This is a genomic window from Prosthecobacter sp. (assembly GCF_029946185.1).
In the GTDB taxonomy this organism is placed as follows: domain Bacteria; phylum Verrucomicrobiota; class Verrucomicrobiia; order Verrucomicrobiales; family Verrucomicrobiaceae; genus Prosthecobacter.
Map to the genome: position 1 here is coordinate 1 of NZ_JAQSEA010000249.1, position 17,399 is coordinate 17,399.

17 protein-coding genes and 1 pseudogene are annotated in these 17,399 nt (G+C 56.2%); 6 read left to right on the top strand and 12 right to left on the bottom strand.

Annotated elements, in window-relative coordinates; translation table 11 throughout:
* Window positions 1–149 precede the first annotated feature (149 nt).
* Window positions 150–1,079: an amidohydrolase family protein gene (locus PSV43_RS20580; protein ID WP_300202016.1), complete on the top strand. Its 930-nt coding sequence runs from the start codon at window positions 150–152 to the stop codon at window positions 1,077–1,079.
* A gap of 329 nt (window positions 1,080–1,408) precedes the next feature.
* Here the strand turns inward: PSV43_RS20580 and PSV43_RS20585 are convergent, their stop codons facing one another.
* On the bottom strand, window positions 1,409–1,951 hold the full coding sequence (locus PSV43_RS20585) for a response regulator (protein WP_300202019.1): 543 nt from the start codon (window positions 1,949–1,951) through the stop codon (window positions 1,409–1,411).
* 468 nt (window positions 1,952–2,419) lie between these two features.
* On the opposite strand from PSV43_RS20585, the gene purB reads away from it, so the two are divergent.
* Window positions 2,420–3,847: an adenylosuccinate lyase gene (gene purB, locus PSV43_RS20590; protein ID WP_300202022.1), complete on the top strand. Its 1,428-nt coding sequence runs from the start codon at window positions 2,420–2,422 to the stop codon at window positions 3,845–3,847.
* A gap of 1,960 nt (window positions 3,848–5,807) precedes the next feature.
* Here the strand turns inward: purB and PSV43_RS20595 are convergent.
* The 4 genes from PSV43_RS20595 to PSV43_RS20610 all read right to left on the bottom strand — a co-directional run bounded on the left by PSV43_RS20595 (window position 5,808) and on the right by PSV43_RS20610 (window position 9,060).
* The gene (locus PSV43_RS20595) at window positions 5,808–7,292 is read right to left on the bottom strand and encodes a phospholipase D-like domain-containing protein (protein ID WP_300202025.1); all 1,485 of its coding nucleotides are present in this window, start codon (window positions 7,290–7,292) and stop codon (window positions 5,808–5,810) included.
* A 52-nt stretch (window positions 7,293–7,344) separates the two neighbouring features.
* Entirely contained in the window at window positions 7,345–8,085 is a 741-nt protein-coding gene (locus PSV43_RS20600; protein ID WP_300202028.1) for a helix-turn-helix domain-containing protein, read from the bottom strand.
* A 272-nt stretch (window positions 8,086–8,357) separates the two neighbouring features.
* Window positions 8,358–8,522: a hypothetical protein gene (locus PSV43_RS20605; RefSeq protein ID WP_300202031.1), complete on the bottom strand. Its 165-nt coding sequence runs from the start codon at window positions 8,520–8,522 to the stop codon at window positions 8,358–8,360.
* A 340-nt stretch (window positions 8,523–8,862) separates the two neighbouring features.
* Entirely contained in the window at window positions 8,863–9,060 is a 198-nt protein-coding gene (locus PSV43_RS20610) for a hypothetical protein (protein ID WP_300202034.1), read from the bottom strand.
* An 80-nt stretch (window positions 9,061–9,140) separates the two neighbouring features.
* Between PSV43_RS20610 and PSV43_RS20615 the strand changes: the two genes are divergently transcribed.
* Window positions 9,141–9,656, top strand: a complete 516-nt coding sequence (locus PSV43_RS20615) for a hypothetical protein (protein ID WP_300202036.1) — start codon at window positions 9,141–9,143, stop codon at window positions 9,654–9,656.
* A 62-nt stretch (window positions 9,657–9,718) separates the two neighbouring features.
* On the opposite strand, the pseudogene PSV43_RS26145 reads toward PSV43_RS20615, so the two are convergent.
* Window positions 9,719–9,912, bottom strand: a pseudogene (locus PSV43_RS26145) (hypothetical protein); the annotation flags it as partial.
* 174 nt (window positions 9,913–10,086) lie between these two features.
* Between PSV43_RS26145 and PSV43_RS20620 the strand changes: the two are divergent.
* From PSV43_RS20620 to PSV43_RS20630, 3 genes are all read left to right on the top strand, one after another.
* Window positions 10,087–12,114, top strand: a complete 2,028-nt coding sequence (locus tag PSV43_RS20620) for an acetylxylan esterase (RefSeq protein WP_300202039.1) — start codon at window positions 10,087–10,089, stop codon at window positions 12,112–12,114.
* A gap of 189 nt (window positions 12,115–12,303) precedes the next feature.
* Entirely contained in the window at window positions 12,304–12,774 is a 471-nt protein-coding gene (locus tag PSV43_RS20625) for a redoxin domain-containing protein (protein WP_300202042.1), read from the top strand.
* A gap of 175 nt (window positions 12,775–12,949) precedes the next feature.
* Window positions 12,950–13,369 carry a secondary thiamine-phosphate synthase enzyme YjbQ gene (locus tag PSV43_RS20630; protein ID WP_300202045.1) on the top strand — a complete coding sequence of 140 codons (420 nt, stop codon included), beginning with the start codon at window positions 12,950–12,952 and terminating at the stop codon, window positions 13,367–13,369.
* Between the two features lie 31 nt (window positions 13,370–13,400).
* Here PSV43_RS20630 and PSV43_RS20635 read toward each other — a convergent pair whose 3' ends face one another.
* The 6 genes from PSV43_RS20635 to rpmJ form a co-directional block, all read right to left on the bottom strand.
* Complete coding sequence (locus PSV43_RS20635; protein ID WP_300202048.1) at window positions 13,401–13,700, bottom strand: DUF971 domain-containing protein; 300 nt, start codon at window positions 13,698–13,700, stop codon at window positions 13,401–13,403.
* Window positions 13,701–13,816: 116 nt separating this feature from the next.
* Window positions 13,817–15,493, bottom strand: coding sequence for a hypothetical protein (locus tag PSV43_RS20640; protein WP_300202051.1), 1,677 nt, complete (start codon window positions 15,491–15,493; stop codon window positions 13,817–13,819).
* A 122-nt stretch (window positions 15,494–15,615) separates the two neighbouring features.
* Window positions 15,616–16,230 (bottom strand): 30S ribosomal protein S4, encoded by a 615-nt coding sequence (gene rpsD, locus PSV43_RS20645; RefSeq protein ID WP_300202054.1) that lies wholly within the window; start codon window positions 16,228–16,230, stop codon window positions 15,616–15,618.
* Window positions 16,231–16,256: 26 nt separating this feature from the next.
* Entirely contained in the window at window positions 16,257–16,829 is a 573-nt protein-coding gene (gene rpsK, locus PSV43_RS20650; RefSeq protein WP_345784680.1) for a 30S ribosomal protein S11, read from the bottom strand.
* Between the two features lie 33 nt (window positions 16,830–16,862).
* The gene (gene rpsM, locus PSV43_RS20655) at window positions 16,863–17,237 is read right to left on the bottom strand and encodes a 30S ribosomal protein S13 (protein ID WP_300202056.1); all 375 of its coding nucleotides are present in this window, start codon (window positions 17,235–17,237) and stop codon (window positions 16,863–16,865) included.
* Between the two features lie 30 nt (window positions 17,238–17,267).
* On the bottom strand, window positions 17,268–17,381 hold the full coding sequence (rpmJ, locus tag PSV43_RS20660; RefSeq protein ID WP_133796336.1) for a 50S ribosomal protein L36: 114 nt from the start codon (window positions 17,379–17,381) through the stop codon (window positions 17,268–17,270).
* Window positions 17,382–17,399: the final 18 nt, after the last annotated feature.

Consider the following 17,399-nt stretch of genomic DNA (forward strand, 5'->3'; position numbering starts at 1 on the left):
AGGGGTCAAGGGGTCAAGGGGTCAAGGGGTCAAGGGGTCAAGGGGTCAAGGGGTCGAGGGGTCGACTCTTGACCACTCCTTGACGTCTTGACCTCTTGCTAAACCACCTCTTCTCGCAAAAACGGACTTCTTCGCTACGATATGGAAACATGACACAGACACGCCGCTCTTTCCTCGCCACCACCGCCACTGCCCTCACGGGGTGCAATCTTCTGCCTGCCTCTGGCAAAGGAAACTGGATCGATGCGCATGTGCATGTGTGGACGCCTGACGTGGAAAAGTACCCGCTCGCCCGTGGCTATGCCGTCAGCGATATGCGGCCGCCGAGTTTTACCCCGGAGCAGTTGTTTGCTCACTGCAAACCGGAAGGTGTGAACCGCATCGTGCTCATCCAGATGAGCTACTACCAGACGGACAATCGCTACATGCTGGACATGATGCGCACGCATCCCGGCGTGTTCAGCGGTGTGGGGATTGTGGACGAGCATGCGGCAGGCCTGGCCGAGACGATGCGGGGTCTGGTGCGACAGGGCGTGCGCGGTTTCCGCATCAGTTCCGGCAAGGCGCCGAATCTCTCCGACTGGCTGGGCTCTCCAGGCATGGCGACGCTTTGGAAGACGGCCGCTGAATTGAAGGTGAGCGTCTGCCCGCTGATCAATCCGGACACGCTGCCGCTGCTCGACAAAATGTGTGAGTGGTACCCTGACACGAGCGTGGTGGTGGACCATTTCGCCCGTCTCGGCATGGCGGGACCGCCCAAGGCTGAGGAGGTGCAGAACCTGCTGCGTCTGGCACGGCATGCCAAGACGCATGTGAAGGCCTCCGCCTTCTATGCCCTCGGTGCCAAGAAGGTGCCCTACCTCGACATGGGACCCCTCGTCCGTCAGGTGCGGGATGCCTTCGGCCCCCAGCGAGTCATGTGGGCCAGCGACTGCCCCTTCCAGGTCGAGCACGGCCATAACTACAGCAGCTCCATCGCGATCATTCGTGATCGGCTGGATTTCCTCAGCGAACAGGACAAAGCCTGGATGCTACGCGGCACGGCTGAGAAGGTGTTTTTCTCGGCGGCGGCTGCGTAGTTTGAAATTCTCCTCTTCCTGCCTTGGTATTTCCAATCTCCGGGTGCTGTTACGGAGGAGTCATAGCTGTTTTTAATTCGAGGGTGGCATTTCCCCCACCTGCAAACCATCGCGGCAACGGCTCCCCACCTCCTGTCTTGCCACATTCGAAGGACGGCGCACCTTTTGCAGCGCCCGCGACGCCACAGCCCCGAAACTTCGGACCCGCATAGCGGTTCCCTACCCGGCCTGCGGCACGCGCTGCTCGGGATGGTAGGCACAAAAAGCCCCGTCAGGTAAACTGACGGGGCTGAATGAAGTCGGGAGAGTGACTTGGTGGTCCGAAAAAATCAGACGGTGGCGTCGGCTGTGCCTTTGTGACCGAGCTGCTTGACGGCCAGATTGAGCTGATCGTATTCAATCGGCTTCTTGATCACGGTCACCGGGCCATGGGAAAGGATACGGCTGAGGATTTCGCTGTCAGGGTAGCCGGTGATCACCACAATGGGGAGATCCGGATACAGCCCTTTGAGCTGCGAATAGACTTCGTCTCCGGGAACGTCCGGGAGCTTGAGGTCGAGGAAGACGAAGTCAAACTTCTGCTTCTTCGCCATGGTGATGGCTTCAGCACCGGTGCCGACCACGAGGCGTCCGAAACCAGCCTTCTTGAGGAACTGTTTGAAGAGAGCCTGCAGAGCGGGATCGTCATCGACCACCATAACCGTCGGCTGCCCAGCTTCGTCTTCCTTGCGCAGCACATCGCGGTCGAGCAGGCTGCGCTTGATGCGCCAGCGGCCGCCGATTTGTACGGCGGGCAACTGGCCGCGCTGGACAAGATAATAGACCGTTGGAAGAGGGATGCGGAGGTATTCCGCAGTCTCTTTAACAGTCATGAGTTCGGGTAATGCTGGATCGGCCATAATTTTGGGAGTGTGTCTTGTTGCCTGGAATTAACGGTAAAAATCGAAACTGAGTCGCGCTAGGAAGTTATTAACAACGTTGGTTGATAATTTCAATCATTACAATGTGATTATCGGCGCTCAGCTAAGAACGCGCTTCGGGATAATTGGTAGATTTGCGAATTATTGCCAGAATTGCAAACCAAATGTGTGTGCCTGCTAAAAAACTTCGGAAATCCTGAAGAATTTCATACAATTACAACTCAACTAGAATAAGGATAATAAAACGTTCTTTATATAGCCAGTCCACATGGATACCCTGTGCTGGCAGGGTTGAAACGACCGGATCATTGCCACCCAAGGAGTTGAGCTACTCTATGAGAGAGTCGCTTCCTTGCAGTGGGTGCAGGTGCCAAACACCGATTTGCCAACTGGCCCCATTTGGCCTAGATGAATTGTTCCATGCCTGATTCCATTCCCAATGTCCTCGCCGAACGTTACGCCACCGCCTCCATGCGCGCCCTCTGGTCGCCTGAAGGGAAAGTCAGACTGGAGCGCGATTATTGGATCGCAGTTTTGAAAGGTCAGCGCGATCTTGGCATTTCGGTGCCGGACGGCGTGATCGAAGCTTATGAGAAGGTGAAGGATCAGGTCAACGTCGCCTCCATCATGGAGCGCGAGCGCGTGACGCGGCACGATGTGAAGGCCCGCATCGAAGAATTCTGCGATCTCGCCGGCCACGAGCACCTGCATAAAGGCATGACCAGCCGCGACCTCACGGAAAACGTCGAGCAGCTCCAGGTCTTCCGCGCCCTATTGGAGATCCGCAGCAAAAGCGTGGCCGCACTGGCCGGACTCGCCCGCCGTGCCGCAGAGACGCGCGACATCCCCCTGACCGCCCGCACGCACAATGTAGCCGCGCAGGTGACCACCCTGGGCAAGCGCCTCGCCATGTTCGGCGAGGAGTTGCTCGTCGCCTTTGGCGATCTGCAGCATCTCATCGCCAGCTACCCGGCGCGTGGGCTGAAGGGTGCCGTGGGCACCCGCCTGGATCAGATCACCCTCTTTAATGGAGACACGAAAAAGGCAGCGGAGCTGGAAAGCAGCATCCTGCGCCACCTCGGCATGCCCGCCGCCTTCAATGCCGTCGGCCAGGTCTATCCACGCAGCCTCGACCTGCAGGTGATTGCTTCACTTTGCCAGGTTGCCAGCGGACCCTCCAGCTTTGCCCGCACCCTGCGTCTCATGGCCGGGCAGGAGCTCGCCAGCGAAGGCTTCGCCAAAGGACAGGTGGGCTCCTCCGCCATGCCGCACAAGATGAACAGCCGCTCCTGCGAACGCATCAACGGTCTCCATGTCATCCTCAAAGGCTACCTCACCATGGCCTCCGGTCTCGCCGGCGATCAGTGGAATGAAGGCGACGTGTCCTGCTCCGTCGTCCGCCGCGTCATGCTGCCGGACGCCTTCCTGGCCATGGACGGCCTGCTGGAGACGCTGCTTACCGTCCTCAATCAGATGGAAGTCTTCGAAGCCGTCGTCGAGCAGGAGCTCATGCGCTACCTGCCCTTCCTCCTGACCACCACGGTCATGATGGAAGCCGTCAAAGCTGGAGCCGGCCGCGAGACCGCCCACGAAGTCATTAAAGAGCACGCCGTGCAGGTCGCCAAAGACATGCGCACCGGCAAAGTCCGCGAGAACGACCTCCTCGCCCGCCTCGTGGAAGACGTGCGCCTCACCCTGACCGCCGAAGACATGCAACGCCTCGTCGAAGACGGCAAAGCCAACGCGGGTGACGCGCCCCAGCAGGTGGACGCCTTCTGCGCGCATGTGGCGGCGATCACGAAGGAGTTCCCGCAGGCAGCCGCGTATCAGCCCGGGGTGATTTTGTAGGCTCCCCCGAGCACCCTCGCAGCGGCGGCTTGTTTCAAGCCGCCGCTCTTTTTTGTGTCCCGTGCCTGCTTCAAAATCCTGAAATTCTGGAATCTTGTGAATCCTGTCTGAATCCGCGTGGAGGAAAGAGGAAGCAGGAAATGGAAGATATTGCGTTGCCTGTTTTGACAGGATTAACAGGATGGCAGAATTCACAAGATTACTTCAGGCGGCCTTCTCTCGGTCACCTTGGAAACTTCGACAACTTCGACAACTTCGACAACTTCGACAACTTCGACAACTTCGACAAATTCGACAAATTCAACGGGAGGGTACACGCGCAGGCCAATAGCCGATGGGGAGAAACATCTGCAACGTCTGCATTCTCAACGGGGGGGTGTACACGCGCAGCGATCTGCACTGGGAGAATCCTCCCCAAATTCCCCAAATTCCTCGGGGGGGTATAGACGGACGAGCAATCCGCCCATGTGTCCCACCCCGCCTTCATGGATCGAGCCGGACGGCTCTCCGTACTCTCATCACCCAGTTGGCCAACAAAGGAAACAATCCTGCCAATCCAGCGCTCTGCGACTTGGCTGGACACAGGTTACACAAGCCTGCTGGACAGCTCCATTGAGAGGAGGCCGGGCAGCGAAGGCGTCTGCTGGTGAATCACTGTGGGTTCTATGGCGTACGGACATCCTCGAAGTCGGGCGGTTTGGCGGAGGTGGCGGTGGGTATTGCAACGTCTTCGACGCCAAACACACCCAACCTACGGCTGGCGCGCAGAATGTTCGTGGAATGGGTGTGGCGGCAGCCCGCCCGTCCGTGAGCGTGTTGCAACGCTCCTTGGCATACGATCGCCCTCGCAGTCTGGCGGTTTGGAAGAAGAGAGACCATCCTGGTCCCGGCTGGGAAAGAGTGATGGGTGCGGCGGAGTATGGAGGGATCAGGATGATCCCTCTGCTTTTTCGCCACGCTCCATCTCCTCAAGGGTTCTGGATTGAGTGGTTCTACTATCTGCCAAGGGATGTCAGGGTGGGTTTCCAAGACTGACTTACAAGGGCAGCGCCAGCGTCATGATGGCTCCGGCCCTGGAGCTTGCGGCAGGCTGAAATAACGCACTGCAAGATCGTTCACCAAAGGGGAAGTCAGTGTCCATTCCCGGTGAGTTGACTCACGTCTCCGGCCTGCCGCGCCGTGGCAGACCTCCTGCGCGACTATACCCCCCCGGGGAATTTGGGGAGGATGAGGAAGATTCTCCGGTGGAAGAAGCCTGCGCGCATCCCCCCCCCGTTGAGAATGCAGACGTTGCAGATGTTTCTCCATTGGCCGGAAATGGGGTCAGGGTGGAATGGCCGAAAGTGTTGAAGAGTTTTTTTTCAGGGGTGCGAAGTGGCAGTTTATTTGTCAAGAGTTGCACCCTGACCCCATTTTACTTGACCCCATTTTACTTCTGACCCCATTTTACTCGCCGTGCATCGCTGCCACCGCACTCCAAGACGCTGTCGCGTTGCTTGAGTGACCCAAGCTCTTAATCAAGTGCCATTCATGCCTAGCATGAATGGCACTCGGTTAAGGGCTACCATCGTGAATTTTCGATGATCCTGGGCGCAGGCGTGTGGCGGTGCGTTTGTCAGACGCTGCTGGTGGACTGAAGGTGCAGCGGCGCGCTGGATTTGCTTCCCGGTTGCTGGCGTTGAAACCCAGGGTCGCCTCGCTGAGGCTCGGCTGACCCTGGGCTATATTCCGCAGCCCATTCAGGGCTGGTTTGTCGCGGAGCGGTGCGGTAAAAAGGGTGCCGTTCTTCCATTGGAAGACGCCGATGGCTGAGAGCATTGAATCGACGAAAGGCAGTCTTAACCGAGTGCCATTCATGCCTGGCATTTTTTCTGAAACTGAAATTGTATTAGCTCCCTCTTCATAAGGATGTCTTCGGCATCCGTGCGAAACTATCTGCGTTGGACGAGTGTGGGAGCTGTTACAGCTGCGACTGAAAGGGCAGCACGATCCACTCGCTGAAGCGCTCCCAAAGCCCGCGGCGTTCGAAGCTTTCCAGTGTATAGGGGCTGGTGTGCTTCATGTCGTCTTCAAAGATGCCCTCCATCTGCTTGGCGAAATCCTGGTCGTAAACCGTGAGGTCGATCTCTTCATTAATGGCAGCGGAGCGCGCATCGAGATTGGATGTGCCCAGGATAGAGAAGAGGCCGTCGACGACCATCGTCTTGCTGTGGATCATGGTGGGAGTGTATTCAAAGATTTGCACACCGCCCTTGAGGAGTTCGCCATAGCAGGTGCGGCCTGCGGCCTTAGTCCACGGCTGGTCGTTGTGCTTTCCCGGCAGCAACATGCGCACGCGCACTCCTCGCTTCACGGCCTCATTGAGCAAGTACACATGACCTTCCGTTGGGGTGCAGTAAGGGTTGGTGATATCAATGGTCTTTTCCGCAGAGGCGATGGCCACGGCCTGCATGAGTGGCAAGGCAGCCAGAGAGAACTCGGTGGAGGTGATGACCTGCGCCCGCAATTTCCCGGCGGTTTCAACAAGCGGGAAATGCGAAGGTGTTGCGAGCATCTCTCCCGTCGCAGCGAACCAATGCTGCTGGAAGGCCGCCTGTAACTTGGCCACGACCGGACCTTCCACTTTCGCATGAAGATCGCGCCAATGATCAGGGGAGTCGGCATTCCCTTGCCATTCGTCCGAAAAGCCAATCCCACCTGTGAACCCCACACGGCCATCAATAACAATCACCCGGCGATGCGTGCGGCGATTGAGCCGGTCGAGCCGAAAGGCACGGGTGGGATGGTAATACGCGAAGGTGCAGCCGCCTTCCTCCAGCCGACGAACATCAGAGTTCTTGAGCGAAAGGCCAGAACCTATGCCATCTAGCAAAATACGAACCTCCACACCGGCTCTGGCCCTGGCCACGAGGGCCTCGATGAACTGGTCTCCGACCTGGCCTGAATTGAAAATGAAGGCTTCGAAATTGATGGTGGCCTTGGAGCCAGCGATGGACTGGAGAATTTGCGGGAAAGTGCCTTTGCCGTTGTGGAGCAGGGTGATGCGGTTTCCCTCCACCGGCACCGGATCGGCCGCCGCGTGCGCCGCACTGAAGAAGAAGGGATCCCGCACGGCAAACTGGTGCGCAGGACGGAAGTCCGGCACCTCACGGCGTACCAAAAACCATCCGCCAACACAGAGTGCCGCAAGGGCAAGCCCTCCGATGAAGAGCCAGTCACGTGCGCGGAGACGGCCGTACTTTTGATTTAACCACTGGTATTTTGAAGACTTCTCATGGGTAGGTGCGCGAGTGGCGGCTTTCGTGCGCTTGTTCCCATGATTCCGCGACTTGGCCTTATGCCTGGCCTTGGTTTCTGGCTTGGGTGCGCTTTTACCTACGGCATGCTTGTGCGGTTCGCCCCTCTTTCGGGAACTATGGCCGACCTTGGTGTTATCGGTATTCATGAGCGGTTAAAGGCTGTGATGAGGTGCCGACGCATTTGATTGAGCTGAGGAATCAATCGCGGCTGTTACCAGATAAGACCACCGTCGTATGCAACTGTCCCAAGTGACCGGTTTGCCACTTTTTGGCATGCACCTGATGGCTCTGATCTTGAGGCTCGAGGTTTTGGGCCTGATTTTTCTGAGCCCGAATGTCCAACATGTGCACACTCCAGATGGCCGTGAACACCAACATGACTGCAAACGCCCTGACTCCGGCTGGAATGGGTGATTTGATGTGGTGAATTGATGGACTCTCTGATGCTGCGCGAAGCCGCTCCTTACGCCCACGCCCCCCCTCATTGAGCCAGACACCGTGTGACTCGGTAAGATAGCGGTAGTCGTGCCGCCCACCCAGCAGACCGCGCTCCGGCAATGTTTTGAGAAAAGAGGTGGGATCCAAACCCAGAAACACACTGTAGGCCCGGATAAAAGAACGTGAGTAAGTGATGCTCCCAAACGCCGCGATGTTTCCCTCCTCAAGCCATCGCAACATCCGTGAATGAATTCGCGTCTTGTGAGCAGCATCGTCCAGGGAAAGGGCAAGACTGTCTCGAGCTGCAGTGAGCAGACGACCGAACGTGACAGGCGTCGGGGGCGAGCGCCCATAATCTCCTTGGATGTTTTTAGAGGTGGTCATGATTTTCAATCCGATTGAAAATCGTGTACCGAGGACAAAGCGGTCGCATCGTAATACGTGGCTCACATGGGTGGACAGGATGGTTTCTGCCTCTGAAATCTCACTATATGAGATCATATTATGCTGCCAGTCCTAGAGCCTGTTATTAACTTTGGGGGAAAAGGGAGAAAAGCATGAGAGTGGTAAAGGCCAGCCAGTGCATGCCTGCAAGCGTTGAGGCCAGACGTAGCCGCTGTGGGCTGGGCGTTGCGTCATTTGGCCAGACGTGTGAGCTCACGCAGATCATGGGATATGACTTCAAAGCAGCCGGCTCTCATCCAGCGCTGCGACTGCTGGTAAACCACCTGCCAGATCGGCAGGTCATAAGGCATCAGCCGCCACTGGGAGCCTCAACGCACGATATAGCGCAGGGCGATGAAGAGTTTGCGCAGCGGATACTCCCGCTGGGGCGCATCCTCCCGCATCAGCAGCAGGTAAGGCTGGCAAAACCCCCACTCTTCGTCTCTGACATCACAGGTATAAACAGCTCTTGGCTTATTGGTCGAAGGCTCCATCCCAAGCGTATGGCTTGAAATTTCACAGGTATGCAACGATTTTCAAAGTTAGTGTCAGGCGCTAGCAAGCTATTACTCAGACTTTTCCAGCGTCCATCGGAGGTTGTAACTCTAAGGTAGAGATGAACCGAACACTGCTGATTCCAGTAGATGGGTTCTGCAAGCTTGGTCGCTGGCCAACGTTTTTAGCCCAGTCTGGAAGGCGAAGCTGTTCCTCTAAAATTAAGAGCGCCTCCTGCAAAGTGGGCATACGGGGGTTAATGTTAGATGTTTGATTCGACATAAAGACAACAATTCGGTCAACAAAGCAGATGATGCAAAAGGAAGCAGGTAGGGGTGCTCACTGATTGTAATATAGGGCGAGACTAGCCTGAGCCGCTGACGTCCTCATGGTCGGATCAATCTTTGCCTTCTGCGCCTGCTTGAGGATCGTTCCGCCGTCGATCAGGCTCTCATCCTGATGGAGGGCGGCCGATCGATACAGGAGCTTGTTGAGCGAGCCGGTAATGCTCAATTCTTTGCAGTCGGTCTCATTCATTGTTCAGTCAATCTGAGGGACATCGAACTTATGTCGCATTTCCGCCCGTCCTAAGCCGGTCCGGATCGCGATTAAATGACATGAATGATGATCTCCTGTGCACCTATCTCAATGACCACCTGGCTGGCTCGGTAGTCGCCATAGAGCTACTGGATCGTTTGGTAGACAATGAGGAGAATGGTTCTCCAAGAAAAATGGAAATGATCGAGTTGAAGATGGAAATTCAGGGTGATCAAGATCTGCTCAAAAAGCTGATGGAGTCGCTCAGCAGCGGGGAGAGCAAGGTTAAACAAGCGGGGGCTTGGCTCATGGAGAAGGTGAGCCGCGCAAAGTTACACCTGACCGATTCTAGCGATTCAGGCCTCGGTGAGATTGAAGCTTTTGAAATCCTTTCTTTGGGCATAGCAGGAAAGAAGGGATTATGGAAGGTGCTACAGGAGGTGCTGCCGGAATGCGAATTTCCTTGCGATCAGTGGGAGAGCCTCATTCAGAAAGCAGACGCGCAGCGCGTTAAAGCAGAGATGTTGCGGCTGGAGGCAGCGCGAAATGCCTTCATGCCCGAATTGGCTAAAGCGGGCGGTAATAGCTACGCTTAAACAGGTTCTTCGGTGAATGGCGACGAAGGTCCTGCAGGGTTGAGCTTCGGCGAATGCTTTCATGACACTTTTCCCAAGTGGGCTAGAAGCAGGCTCTCTGCGGCCTGGAAGGCTTGGTGCAAAGACGCGTTCACTGCTTGCTCGACAAGGCAGCCGCAGGCCGGCGAGAGTTTGACGGATCACCACGGGATGGGTCTGATTGGCCTTGGCCAAGACCTCGGATGTGACGGGGAGTGTCCAGCTCTGCGAGGTGCATGAGGATGTGGAGAGCTGCGGGGCACGATGCTGAGATGACTGGACTTAACTGAGTGCCGTTCATGTCTTTCACACACACCTATGCAGGCAGAAGGTGGCATGAGGGTTGTTTGTGAGCTTGATGATGAACTTGGTGGATTTGGGGCGTTTGTTTGGGCTCTCTCTTTTTCCCACCATGAATGCCAAACTGCTGCTGCTCGCTGTTCTTGCCTCTTCCTTTGTCCGTGCTGAGGACAGCCGGTTGCAGGCGCCGAAGGATCTAAATGGGTATTTTCCTTTCAATCCGCCGTCTTCGCTGAGTGAGTGGGATGCGCGGAAGGATTATGTGCGGCGGCAGATTCTGGTGGCGGAGGGGCTGTGGCCGATGCCGACGAAGACACCGCTGAATGCGGTGGTGCATGGGAAGGTGGAGGGGGATGGCTTCACGGTGGAGAAGGTTTATTTTGAGAGTGCGCCGGGATTCTTTGTGACGGGCAGCCTGTGGAAGCCGAAGGTGATCAAGGGCAAGGTGCCGGGGGTGATGTTTGCGCATGGTCATTGGAAAGATGCGCGGCTTTCGATTGAGACGGATGCGAAGGTGCGGGCGGAGATCGCGGCGGGTGGCGAGCGTTTTGAGCGGGGTGGGAAGAGCATTTTTCAGTCGCTCTGCATTCAGCTGGCGCGGATGGGCTGCGTGGTGTGGCAGTGGGATATGCTGAGCGATTCGGACTCGGTGCAGATTCCGCGGGAGGTGGTGCATACTTTTGCGAAGCAGCGGCCGGAGATGAACACGGCGGAGAACTGGGGGCTGTACAGTCCGCAAGCGGAGGCGCATCTGCAGTCGATCATGGGGCTGCAAACGTGGAACGCGGTGCGGGGGCTGGATTTTCTGCTGTCTTTGCCGGAGGTGGATCCGGAGCGTACGGCGATCACGGGTGCGAGCGGTGGTGGCACGCAGACGATGCTGCTGGCGGCGATTGATGACCGCATCAAGCTCTCCTTTCCGTGTGTGATGGTGAGCACTGCGATGCAGGGCGGCTGCACGTGTGAGAACACTTCGCTGCTGCGGATCAACACGGGCAATGTGGAGTTTGCGGGTCTGTTTGCGCCGAAGCCGCAGGGCATGAACACGGCGAACGACTGGACGAAGGAACTGGCTACAAAGGGCTTTCCCGATTTGCAGAAGCTGTACACGACCTTTGGCAAGAAAGACAACGTCTTCCTGCTGCGAGGGGAGCACTTCCCACACAACTACAACGCGGTGACGCGGTCTGCATTTTACACGTTTGTGAACAAGCATTTCAAGCTGGGTGGGGAGTCGCCAGTGATCGAGCAGGACTATGAGCCGCTGACGCGGGAGCAACTGACGGTTTGGGATGAGAAGCACCCTGCCCCGAAGGCGGCGGACCCGGAGTTTGAGCGTCAGTTGCTGAAGTATTTTGCTGAGGATGCAGAGAAGCTGCTGAGTGAGGCGGACCCGAAGGTGCTGCGCGAGGGTGTGGAGGTGGTCATTGGCCGGACGTATGACAAGGCGGGTGAGGTGGAATGGACGCTGCAGGACAAGCAGGAAATGAAGGATCGCGGTGATCATCTTGAAATGACGGGCATGCTGACGAACAAAACGTATGGTGAAGAGCTCGATGTGGCGTGGCTATCCCCGAAGGAGTGGAACGGGCGGGTGGTGATCTGGCTGGATGATGCGGGCAAGGCTGGACTCGCGAACAAGGAGGTGAAGGAACTGGTGAAGGGAGGCGTGGCGGTGCTGGGGGTGGATCTGCTGTTTCAAGGTGGCGAACTCGGGAAGCAGAACCGGCTGGTGGCGAATCCGCGTGAGTTTGCGGGGTACACGTATGGCTACAACAGCGCGCTGTTTGCGCAGCGAGTGCATGATGTGCTGACGCTGACGAGTTTCCTGCGCAACACGAAGGTGGGATCTCACCCGAGTCCGAAGATGGTGTGCATCGCGGCATTAGGCACGCAGACGGGGCCCATCGCGGTGGCGGCGCGTGCGGTGGCGGGTGAGGCGATCGACCGCGCGGCGTATGACACGCATGGCTTTCGTTTTGGGAAGATTCTTGATTACCGTGATCCGATGTTCCTGCCGGGTGGGGCGAAGTATCTGGACCTGCCGGGGATGCTCAGCGCTCAGGGGCCGTACCTGCGCTGGGTGCGTGGTGAGGGGAAAAATCCTGAGACTCCGCTGGTAGAGTGGCTGGTGAAGTAGCCTGTGCAGGAGGTGGCAGGGCGGAGCGGTTGGGCGGGCTATCCGCGTGATGAACCTCCCGCAGGGCACCAGCCGACTCAGGCATGAGACGGCTGGCCTTTTGTTAGTTTGACCTGAAGGCCAGACTGGTCTTGATACCAAGACACCCGGCCACCCGGCCCTAACGTAACCCACACCCACACAACCTCTATGGCACTCTCCGTCGGTTCCAAAGCCCCTGGCTTCACCCTCAAGTCTAAATCCGAATCCGGTCTCAGCGATGTCTCGCTCGCAGCTGGCAAGAACACCGTCCTGCTGTTTTTCCCCCTCGCTTTTACGGGCGTCTGCACTCAGGAACTCTGCGATATCACCGCAGGCCTTAGCTCCTACAGTGACCTGAACGCTGATGTCATCGGCATCAGCGTGGACAGCCCCTTTGCGCAGGAAGCCTGGGCGCAGAAGGAAAAGATCGGCATCACTCTGGTGAGCGACCTGAACAAGGAAACCACCAAGGCCTACGACGTGCTCTTCCCTGGGCTCGCCGGCATCGGTGACACCTCCGCCCGTGCAGCCTTCGTGATCGACAAGAATGGCGTCATCCAATACTCGGAGCAGACCGCCACACCGAAGGACCTGCCGAACTTCGATGCGGTGAAGGCCAAGCTGACGGAGCTGGCGTAATCGACCTTCTGCTTTAAAAAATGAGATGCCATGTGATGTTGAGTCACATGGCATTTTTTGTGACTGAGCAGAGGTTTCTGAATCGAAGGCGGGACGCCTCGATCCGCCTGACAGGCCTGAGGCCTATCCTCCGTTTTGAGAGACTCGAAACCTGCCCTCCGTTCCCTATTCACTCATGTCCGCACACGCTGATCAATTTTCCATCTCCACCCGAGGCAAAGGCACTTATGAGATCACCGAGCGCTGTCAGCAGATCGTGCGTGCCAGCGGCATCCGCACCGGCACGGCGACTGTCTTTGTGCAGCATACGAGCGCGAGCTTGGTGATCTTTGAGAATGCCGATCCGTCAGCGCGCACAGATCTGCACAGCTTCTTTGACCATCTCGTGCCTGAGGACACGCCTTATTTCGTGCATACGCACGAAGGGCCGGATGACATGCCGAGCCACCTGCGCATGGCGCTAACCCGGAGCTCCGAAGTCATTCCCGTGATGAATGGCCGCCTGGCGCTGGGGACGTGGCAGGGCATCTTTCTCTTTGAGCACCGCCGGGCCCCGCATACACGGAGCATTGTGGTCAGTGTGGTGGGAGAATGAAATGAGGAATGCCTCTAGATTGGCGTTTTCGTTATTCAACTGCTCCCAGCGCCCGCAGATAATCAAAGGTGTACAAGCCGGTATTGTGGCCGTCGCTGAAGTCGAACTGGATGGCGTAGCCGCCGACCATGCGCCAGTCCTTGACGGTGACGCCGGGGAAGTGCTTTTGATCTGTGCCGCCGATTTTCTTGCCCAGGAGGTCGCGCTCGCCGGTGTTCTCGGCGCTGGGTGATGCAGCGCGGAGTTTTTCCATGGGGATGTACTGCTCCGTGCCATCGTTCCAAACGAGGGCGACTTCGGTGCCGATGAGTTCGAGGCGTGTCGGGGTCATGAGAGAAATCTAGGGAGAGAAAGGGGAGAAGCAAAAGGGACGCTCAAGGGAACCCTTTTCAAAGCTCGATTGAAGAATCCAGAACATTCCACGATCGACTTCAACTGCGTCTATGATCAATGTTTGATCACCTTCTTTTTCGTCATTAAAAAGAAAACGAGGGCAGCCATGACAATGACGAACACAATCAGTCCCACCATCGGCCCTGATGAATCTTCTTTGACAATACCGAGAGCTTCTGCTCGTTCAATCTCAGTGAGTGAAGCCAACGCCGTAGCTTTGAGACCTTCTAGTCTCGAAACCAAGACCGCATCCATTCCAATGACTGGAATAAAATCGAGTGCTTTATGGGCACCGACCAGAAGCCCCTTGGCTCTCGTCATATTTTCTTTTGCCTCGTAGGTGGTCAATGCGGCTCTGATCTCCCCCTCATTGCCGTTTTTCAATGTGTAGAGAAAATTGGAACTCACCTTTTCCAAAAAACTGTGCGCTAAATCGACATCGGCCCGTATAGAGCCTAATTCGGAACTCCATATGCCGCGCTTAGCTCCGTTTAACTGTGCTTTCAGGATGATAGCATCCTCTCCCGACAACGAAGTCTGTAAATCATTGAACAAGCTTTTGGCGGCATTGAGGTCCGTTTGTGCCAGATCCACAATGACTTGAATACGCCGGTCATTGGCGAGGCCCTGAGTCTGCTTGTCCTTTTGCCGAATCGCGGCACCCGCATCATCAATGTCAGGATTATCAATGGCGGTCGCCTTTAAAACGTCCAGTAGTCGCAAAGCTTCGTCAGGATCGCTTTTCGCAAGCTTTTTGATCTCTAGAGCTTTGGCCTTTGATTGACTGATCATGACAGTCATTTCTTGATCCAGTGGCTCGATGAGTTTGGCGAATGCATGCTTTTCACGCGCATCCTCAATTCGAGCCTCGATCAATGCCCTGCTCTTTGTCAGTTCACTTTGTGCTTCCCACAATTTTTTGTCAGCAACAAGCTTGCGGACGGTGGATTCGACTGCCTGCAGGAGCTGCTTTGCGCGGTTGTAAGCATCCTTGATCAGGACCAGGTCCTGCCCCTTTTTAACCACGACTTCCGCCGGCGGTTTTTTTCTGATATAAACGTTACACAAGGCGATCGCCCCATCAATTTGGTCTTCATCAGACAGAGCAGTCGCCAGATTGACAAGGCTCTCTTCTAAAAGGTTGGTTTTATCCTTCGTCAGTTCTTCATATCTTGTCTTAAGGGCGGCATATTTCTTTTTTGCTGCGTCACGGTTGGCTGTATATCCGTGCTCTTCATTAGTGAGATGGTTCCATTTTTGATGAGTTGGCCCGCCCGCTGTGAACTGCTTGGGCATTTGTGTCATTTCCGCCGAAACCCTCGCCAGTTGTCTTTCGGCAAAGTTACCCGCGTTCAATGCCTCCAAGGCATCTTGCTTCAATTGAGCCACTTCAGTCGAATCGTTTCTGTCCATTACGTTGGACGCCAGATCGACTAACATCTGCGTCGCTCTGATTTGCAAAGGCGTAAGCACTTGTTTTTGGCTCAGCATTTTCTCCGCCATCAATCTGGCCTTTTCCTCTTCATTTGAGACAAAAGCAGCGAGCATTTGCCTCCAAGCCTCCTCGGTTTCAGGGCTCCGCTCAATCGTTTTAGCTGTTCTCGTTTTGAGTAACTCGTCCAACGTCTGTCCATTGAGTCTCCTCAATCCACCAAGCTGGGCCAGTAATAGAACCGAAATCCAAACAACAGCCGCACCTTGTGTGGCTTTGGCTTTATAAAAATAAATCATATGCTTCGAATAATTAATCCCACCAAATCACTACTATATATCCCCTTTGGCATTGCATCAATAAAAGCAAAAGGGACGCTCGAAAGCGTCCCTCTTGAAGAATGTTGGCTAATCCTGAGGGATTAACGGGAGTAGAGTTCGACGACGAGCTGCTCGTTGGCGATCGGGTTGATCTCTTCGCGCACGGGGACGCGATTGACCACACCACTCATCTTGTCGCGATCGACGGTCATCCAGTCGGAAGCAGGCGTGCCCTGGGTCATTTCGAGGAAACGACCGATGAGCTGCTGGCTGCGCTGGCTGGTGGTGCGAGCGGCGACGACGTCACCTGGCTTGCACTGGTAGCTGGCGATGTTCACGACTTTGCCGTTCACAGTGATGTGACGATGGCTGGTGAGCTGACGGGAAGCGAAACGAGTGTTGGCGAAGCCCATGCGGAACACGACGTTGTCGAGGCGCATTTCGAGCATCTGCAGCAGGTTTTCACCGGTCACGCCCTTGCGGCGCTGAGCTTCAGTGAAGAAGCGGCGGAACTGCTTTTCCATGAGACCGTACTGGTAACGCAGCTTCTGCTTTTCAGCGAGGGCTGTGCCGTATTCGGAGGTCTTGCGGCGGGTGTTGCGTGCGCCGTGCTGTCCTGGTGGGAAGTTACGGGTTTCGAGAGATTTGGAAGGACCGAAAAGCGCAATGCCGAAACGACGATTGATTTTTTCGCGAGGACCTGTGTAGCGTGCCATAGTGGGTAGTAGAAAGGAGCTGAAAATTAGACGCGACGTGCTTTTGGCGGACGGCAGCCGTTGTGCGGGATCGGGGTCACGTCCTTGATGGTGGTGACTTCAACACCCAGAGCCTGAACGGCACGCACTGCGGACTCACGGCCGGAGCCAGGACCACGAAGGCGGACTTCAACTTCACGGAGACCGTGACCCATGGCCTGACGGCAAGCGTCTTGAGCAACGACCTGAGCGGCGTATGCGGTGCCTTTACGGGAACCACGGAAGCCCATCTTGCCAGATGTGGACCAGCCGATCACACCACCTGCACGGTCAGTGATCGTGACGATGGTGTTGTTGAAGGTGGCGTAAACGTGAACAAGGCCTGAGGAGACGTTTTTGGAACCCTTGGCCTTGACGACCTTTTGTTCAGCGGCCTCACCACCGATTTCGAGCCAGACATTCTGGGAAACCTGCTTGTCACCACTGGTGGAAATGCGCTGATCTGCTGGTGCAGCAGGATTAGCAGGAGCAGCGGCAGGCGCTGCTGCAGCGGGGGTGGCAGGTGCGGCAGGAGCGGGGGCTTCTGCGGCAGGTGCGTCGGGGGTCGTTTCTTCAGCCATGATATGTAGACGGGGACGTTGCTAAAATTCAGATTACTTCGCCTTCTGGGCACCCACGGTCTTACGAGGACCTTTACGAGTACGAGCGTTGGTGTGTGTGCGCTGGCCGCGAACTGGCAGACCACGACGATGACGATGTGCGCGGTAGCAGTTGATACCGAGGATGCGCTTCATGTGCATCTGAAGCTCACGACGAAGGTCACCTTCGATCGGAATCTTCATTCCCTGAACGGTTTGGGTGATCGCAGCGATTTGCTCGTCACTCAGTTCACCTGCCCGGATGTTCGGGTCGATGTTGGTGGCGGCAAGAATTTTGCGGCTGATGGAAAGCCCAATGCCGTAAATGTACGGAAGTGAGTATTCGATTTTCTTTTCGTTCGGGATTTCGACTCCAAGCAGGCGGGCCATAATTCAGTGTGGTGGGATTTAAAGAAAGGATTAACCCTGACGCTGTTTGTGGCGTGGATTTTTGCAGACAACACGGACAACACCTTTGCGGCGGATAACACGGCAAAGTTCACAGAGAGGTTTAACGGAGGTACGGACGCGCATACAGGAGTGGATAAAGAA

Excerpts from the sequence above, each read along its gene's own strand:
- PSV43_RS20580 (WP_300202016.1), top strand. The coding sequence starts at position 150 with ATGACACAGACACGCCGCTCTTTCCTCGCCACCACCGCCACTGCCCTC.
- PSV43_RS20585 (WP_300202019.1), bottom strand. The coding sequence starts at position 1,951 with ATGACTGTTAAAGAGACTGCGGAATACCTCCGCATCCCTCTTCCAACG.
- purB (WP_300202022.1), top strand. The coding sequence starts at position 2,420 with ATGCCTGATTCCATTCCCAATGTCCTCGCCGAACGTTACGCCACCGCC.
- PSV43_RS20595 (WP_300202025.1), bottom strand. The coding sequence starts at position 7,292 with ATGAATACCGATAACACCAAGGTCGGCCATAGTTCCCGAAAGAGGGGC.
- PSV43_RS20600 (WP_300202028.1), bottom strand. The coding sequence starts at position 8,085 with ATGATCTCATATAGTGAGATTTCAGAGGCAGAAACCATCCTGTCCACC.
- PSV43_RS20605 (WP_300202031.1), bottom strand. The coding sequence starts at position 8,522 with ATGGAGCCTTCGACCAATAAGCCAAGAGCTGTTTATACCTGTGATGTC.
- PSV43_RS20610 (WP_300202034.1), bottom strand. The coding sequence starts at position 9,060 with ATGAATGAGACCGACTGCAAAGAATTGAGCATTACCGGCTCGCTCAAC.
- PSV43_RS20615 (WP_300202036.1), top strand. The coding sequence starts at position 9,141 with ATGAATGATGATCTCCTGTGCACCTATCTCAATGACCACCTGGCTGGC.
- PSV43_RS20620 (WP_300202039.1), top strand. The coding sequence starts at position 10,087 with ATGAATGCCAAACTGCTGCTGCTCGCTGTTCTTGCCTCTTCCTTTGTC.
- PSV43_RS20625 (WP_300202042.1), top strand. The coding sequence starts at position 12,304 with ATGGCACTCTCCGTCGGTTCCAAAGCCCCTGGCTTCACCCTCAAGTCT.
- PSV43_RS20630 (WP_300202045.1), top strand. The coding sequence starts at position 12,950 with ATGTCCGCACACGCTGATCAATTTTCCATCTCCACCCGAGGCAAAGGC.
- PSV43_RS20635 (WP_300202048.1), bottom strand. The coding sequence starts at position 13,700 with ATGACCCCGACACGCCTCGAACTCATCGGCACCGAAGTCGCCCTCGTT.
- PSV43_RS20640 (WP_300202051.1), bottom strand. The coding sequence starts at position 15,493 with ATGATTTATTTTTATAAAGCCAAAGCCACACAAGGTGCGGCTGTTGTT.
- rpsD (WP_300202054.1), bottom strand. The coding sequence starts at position 16,230 with ATGGCACGCTACACAGGTCCTCGCGAAAAAATCAATCGTCGTTTCGGC.
- rpsK (WP_345784680.1), bottom strand. The coding sequence starts at position 16,829 with ATGGCTGAAGAAACGACCCCCGACGCACCTGCCGCAGAAGCCCCCGCT.
- rpsM (WP_300202056.1), bottom strand. The coding sequence starts at position 17,237 with ATGGCCCGCCTGCTTGGAGTCGAAATCCCGAACGAAAAGAAAATCGAA.
- rpmJ (WP_133796336.1), bottom strand. The coding sequence starts at position 17,381 with ATGCGCGTCCGTACCTCCGTTAAACCTCTCTGTGAACTTTGCCGTGTT.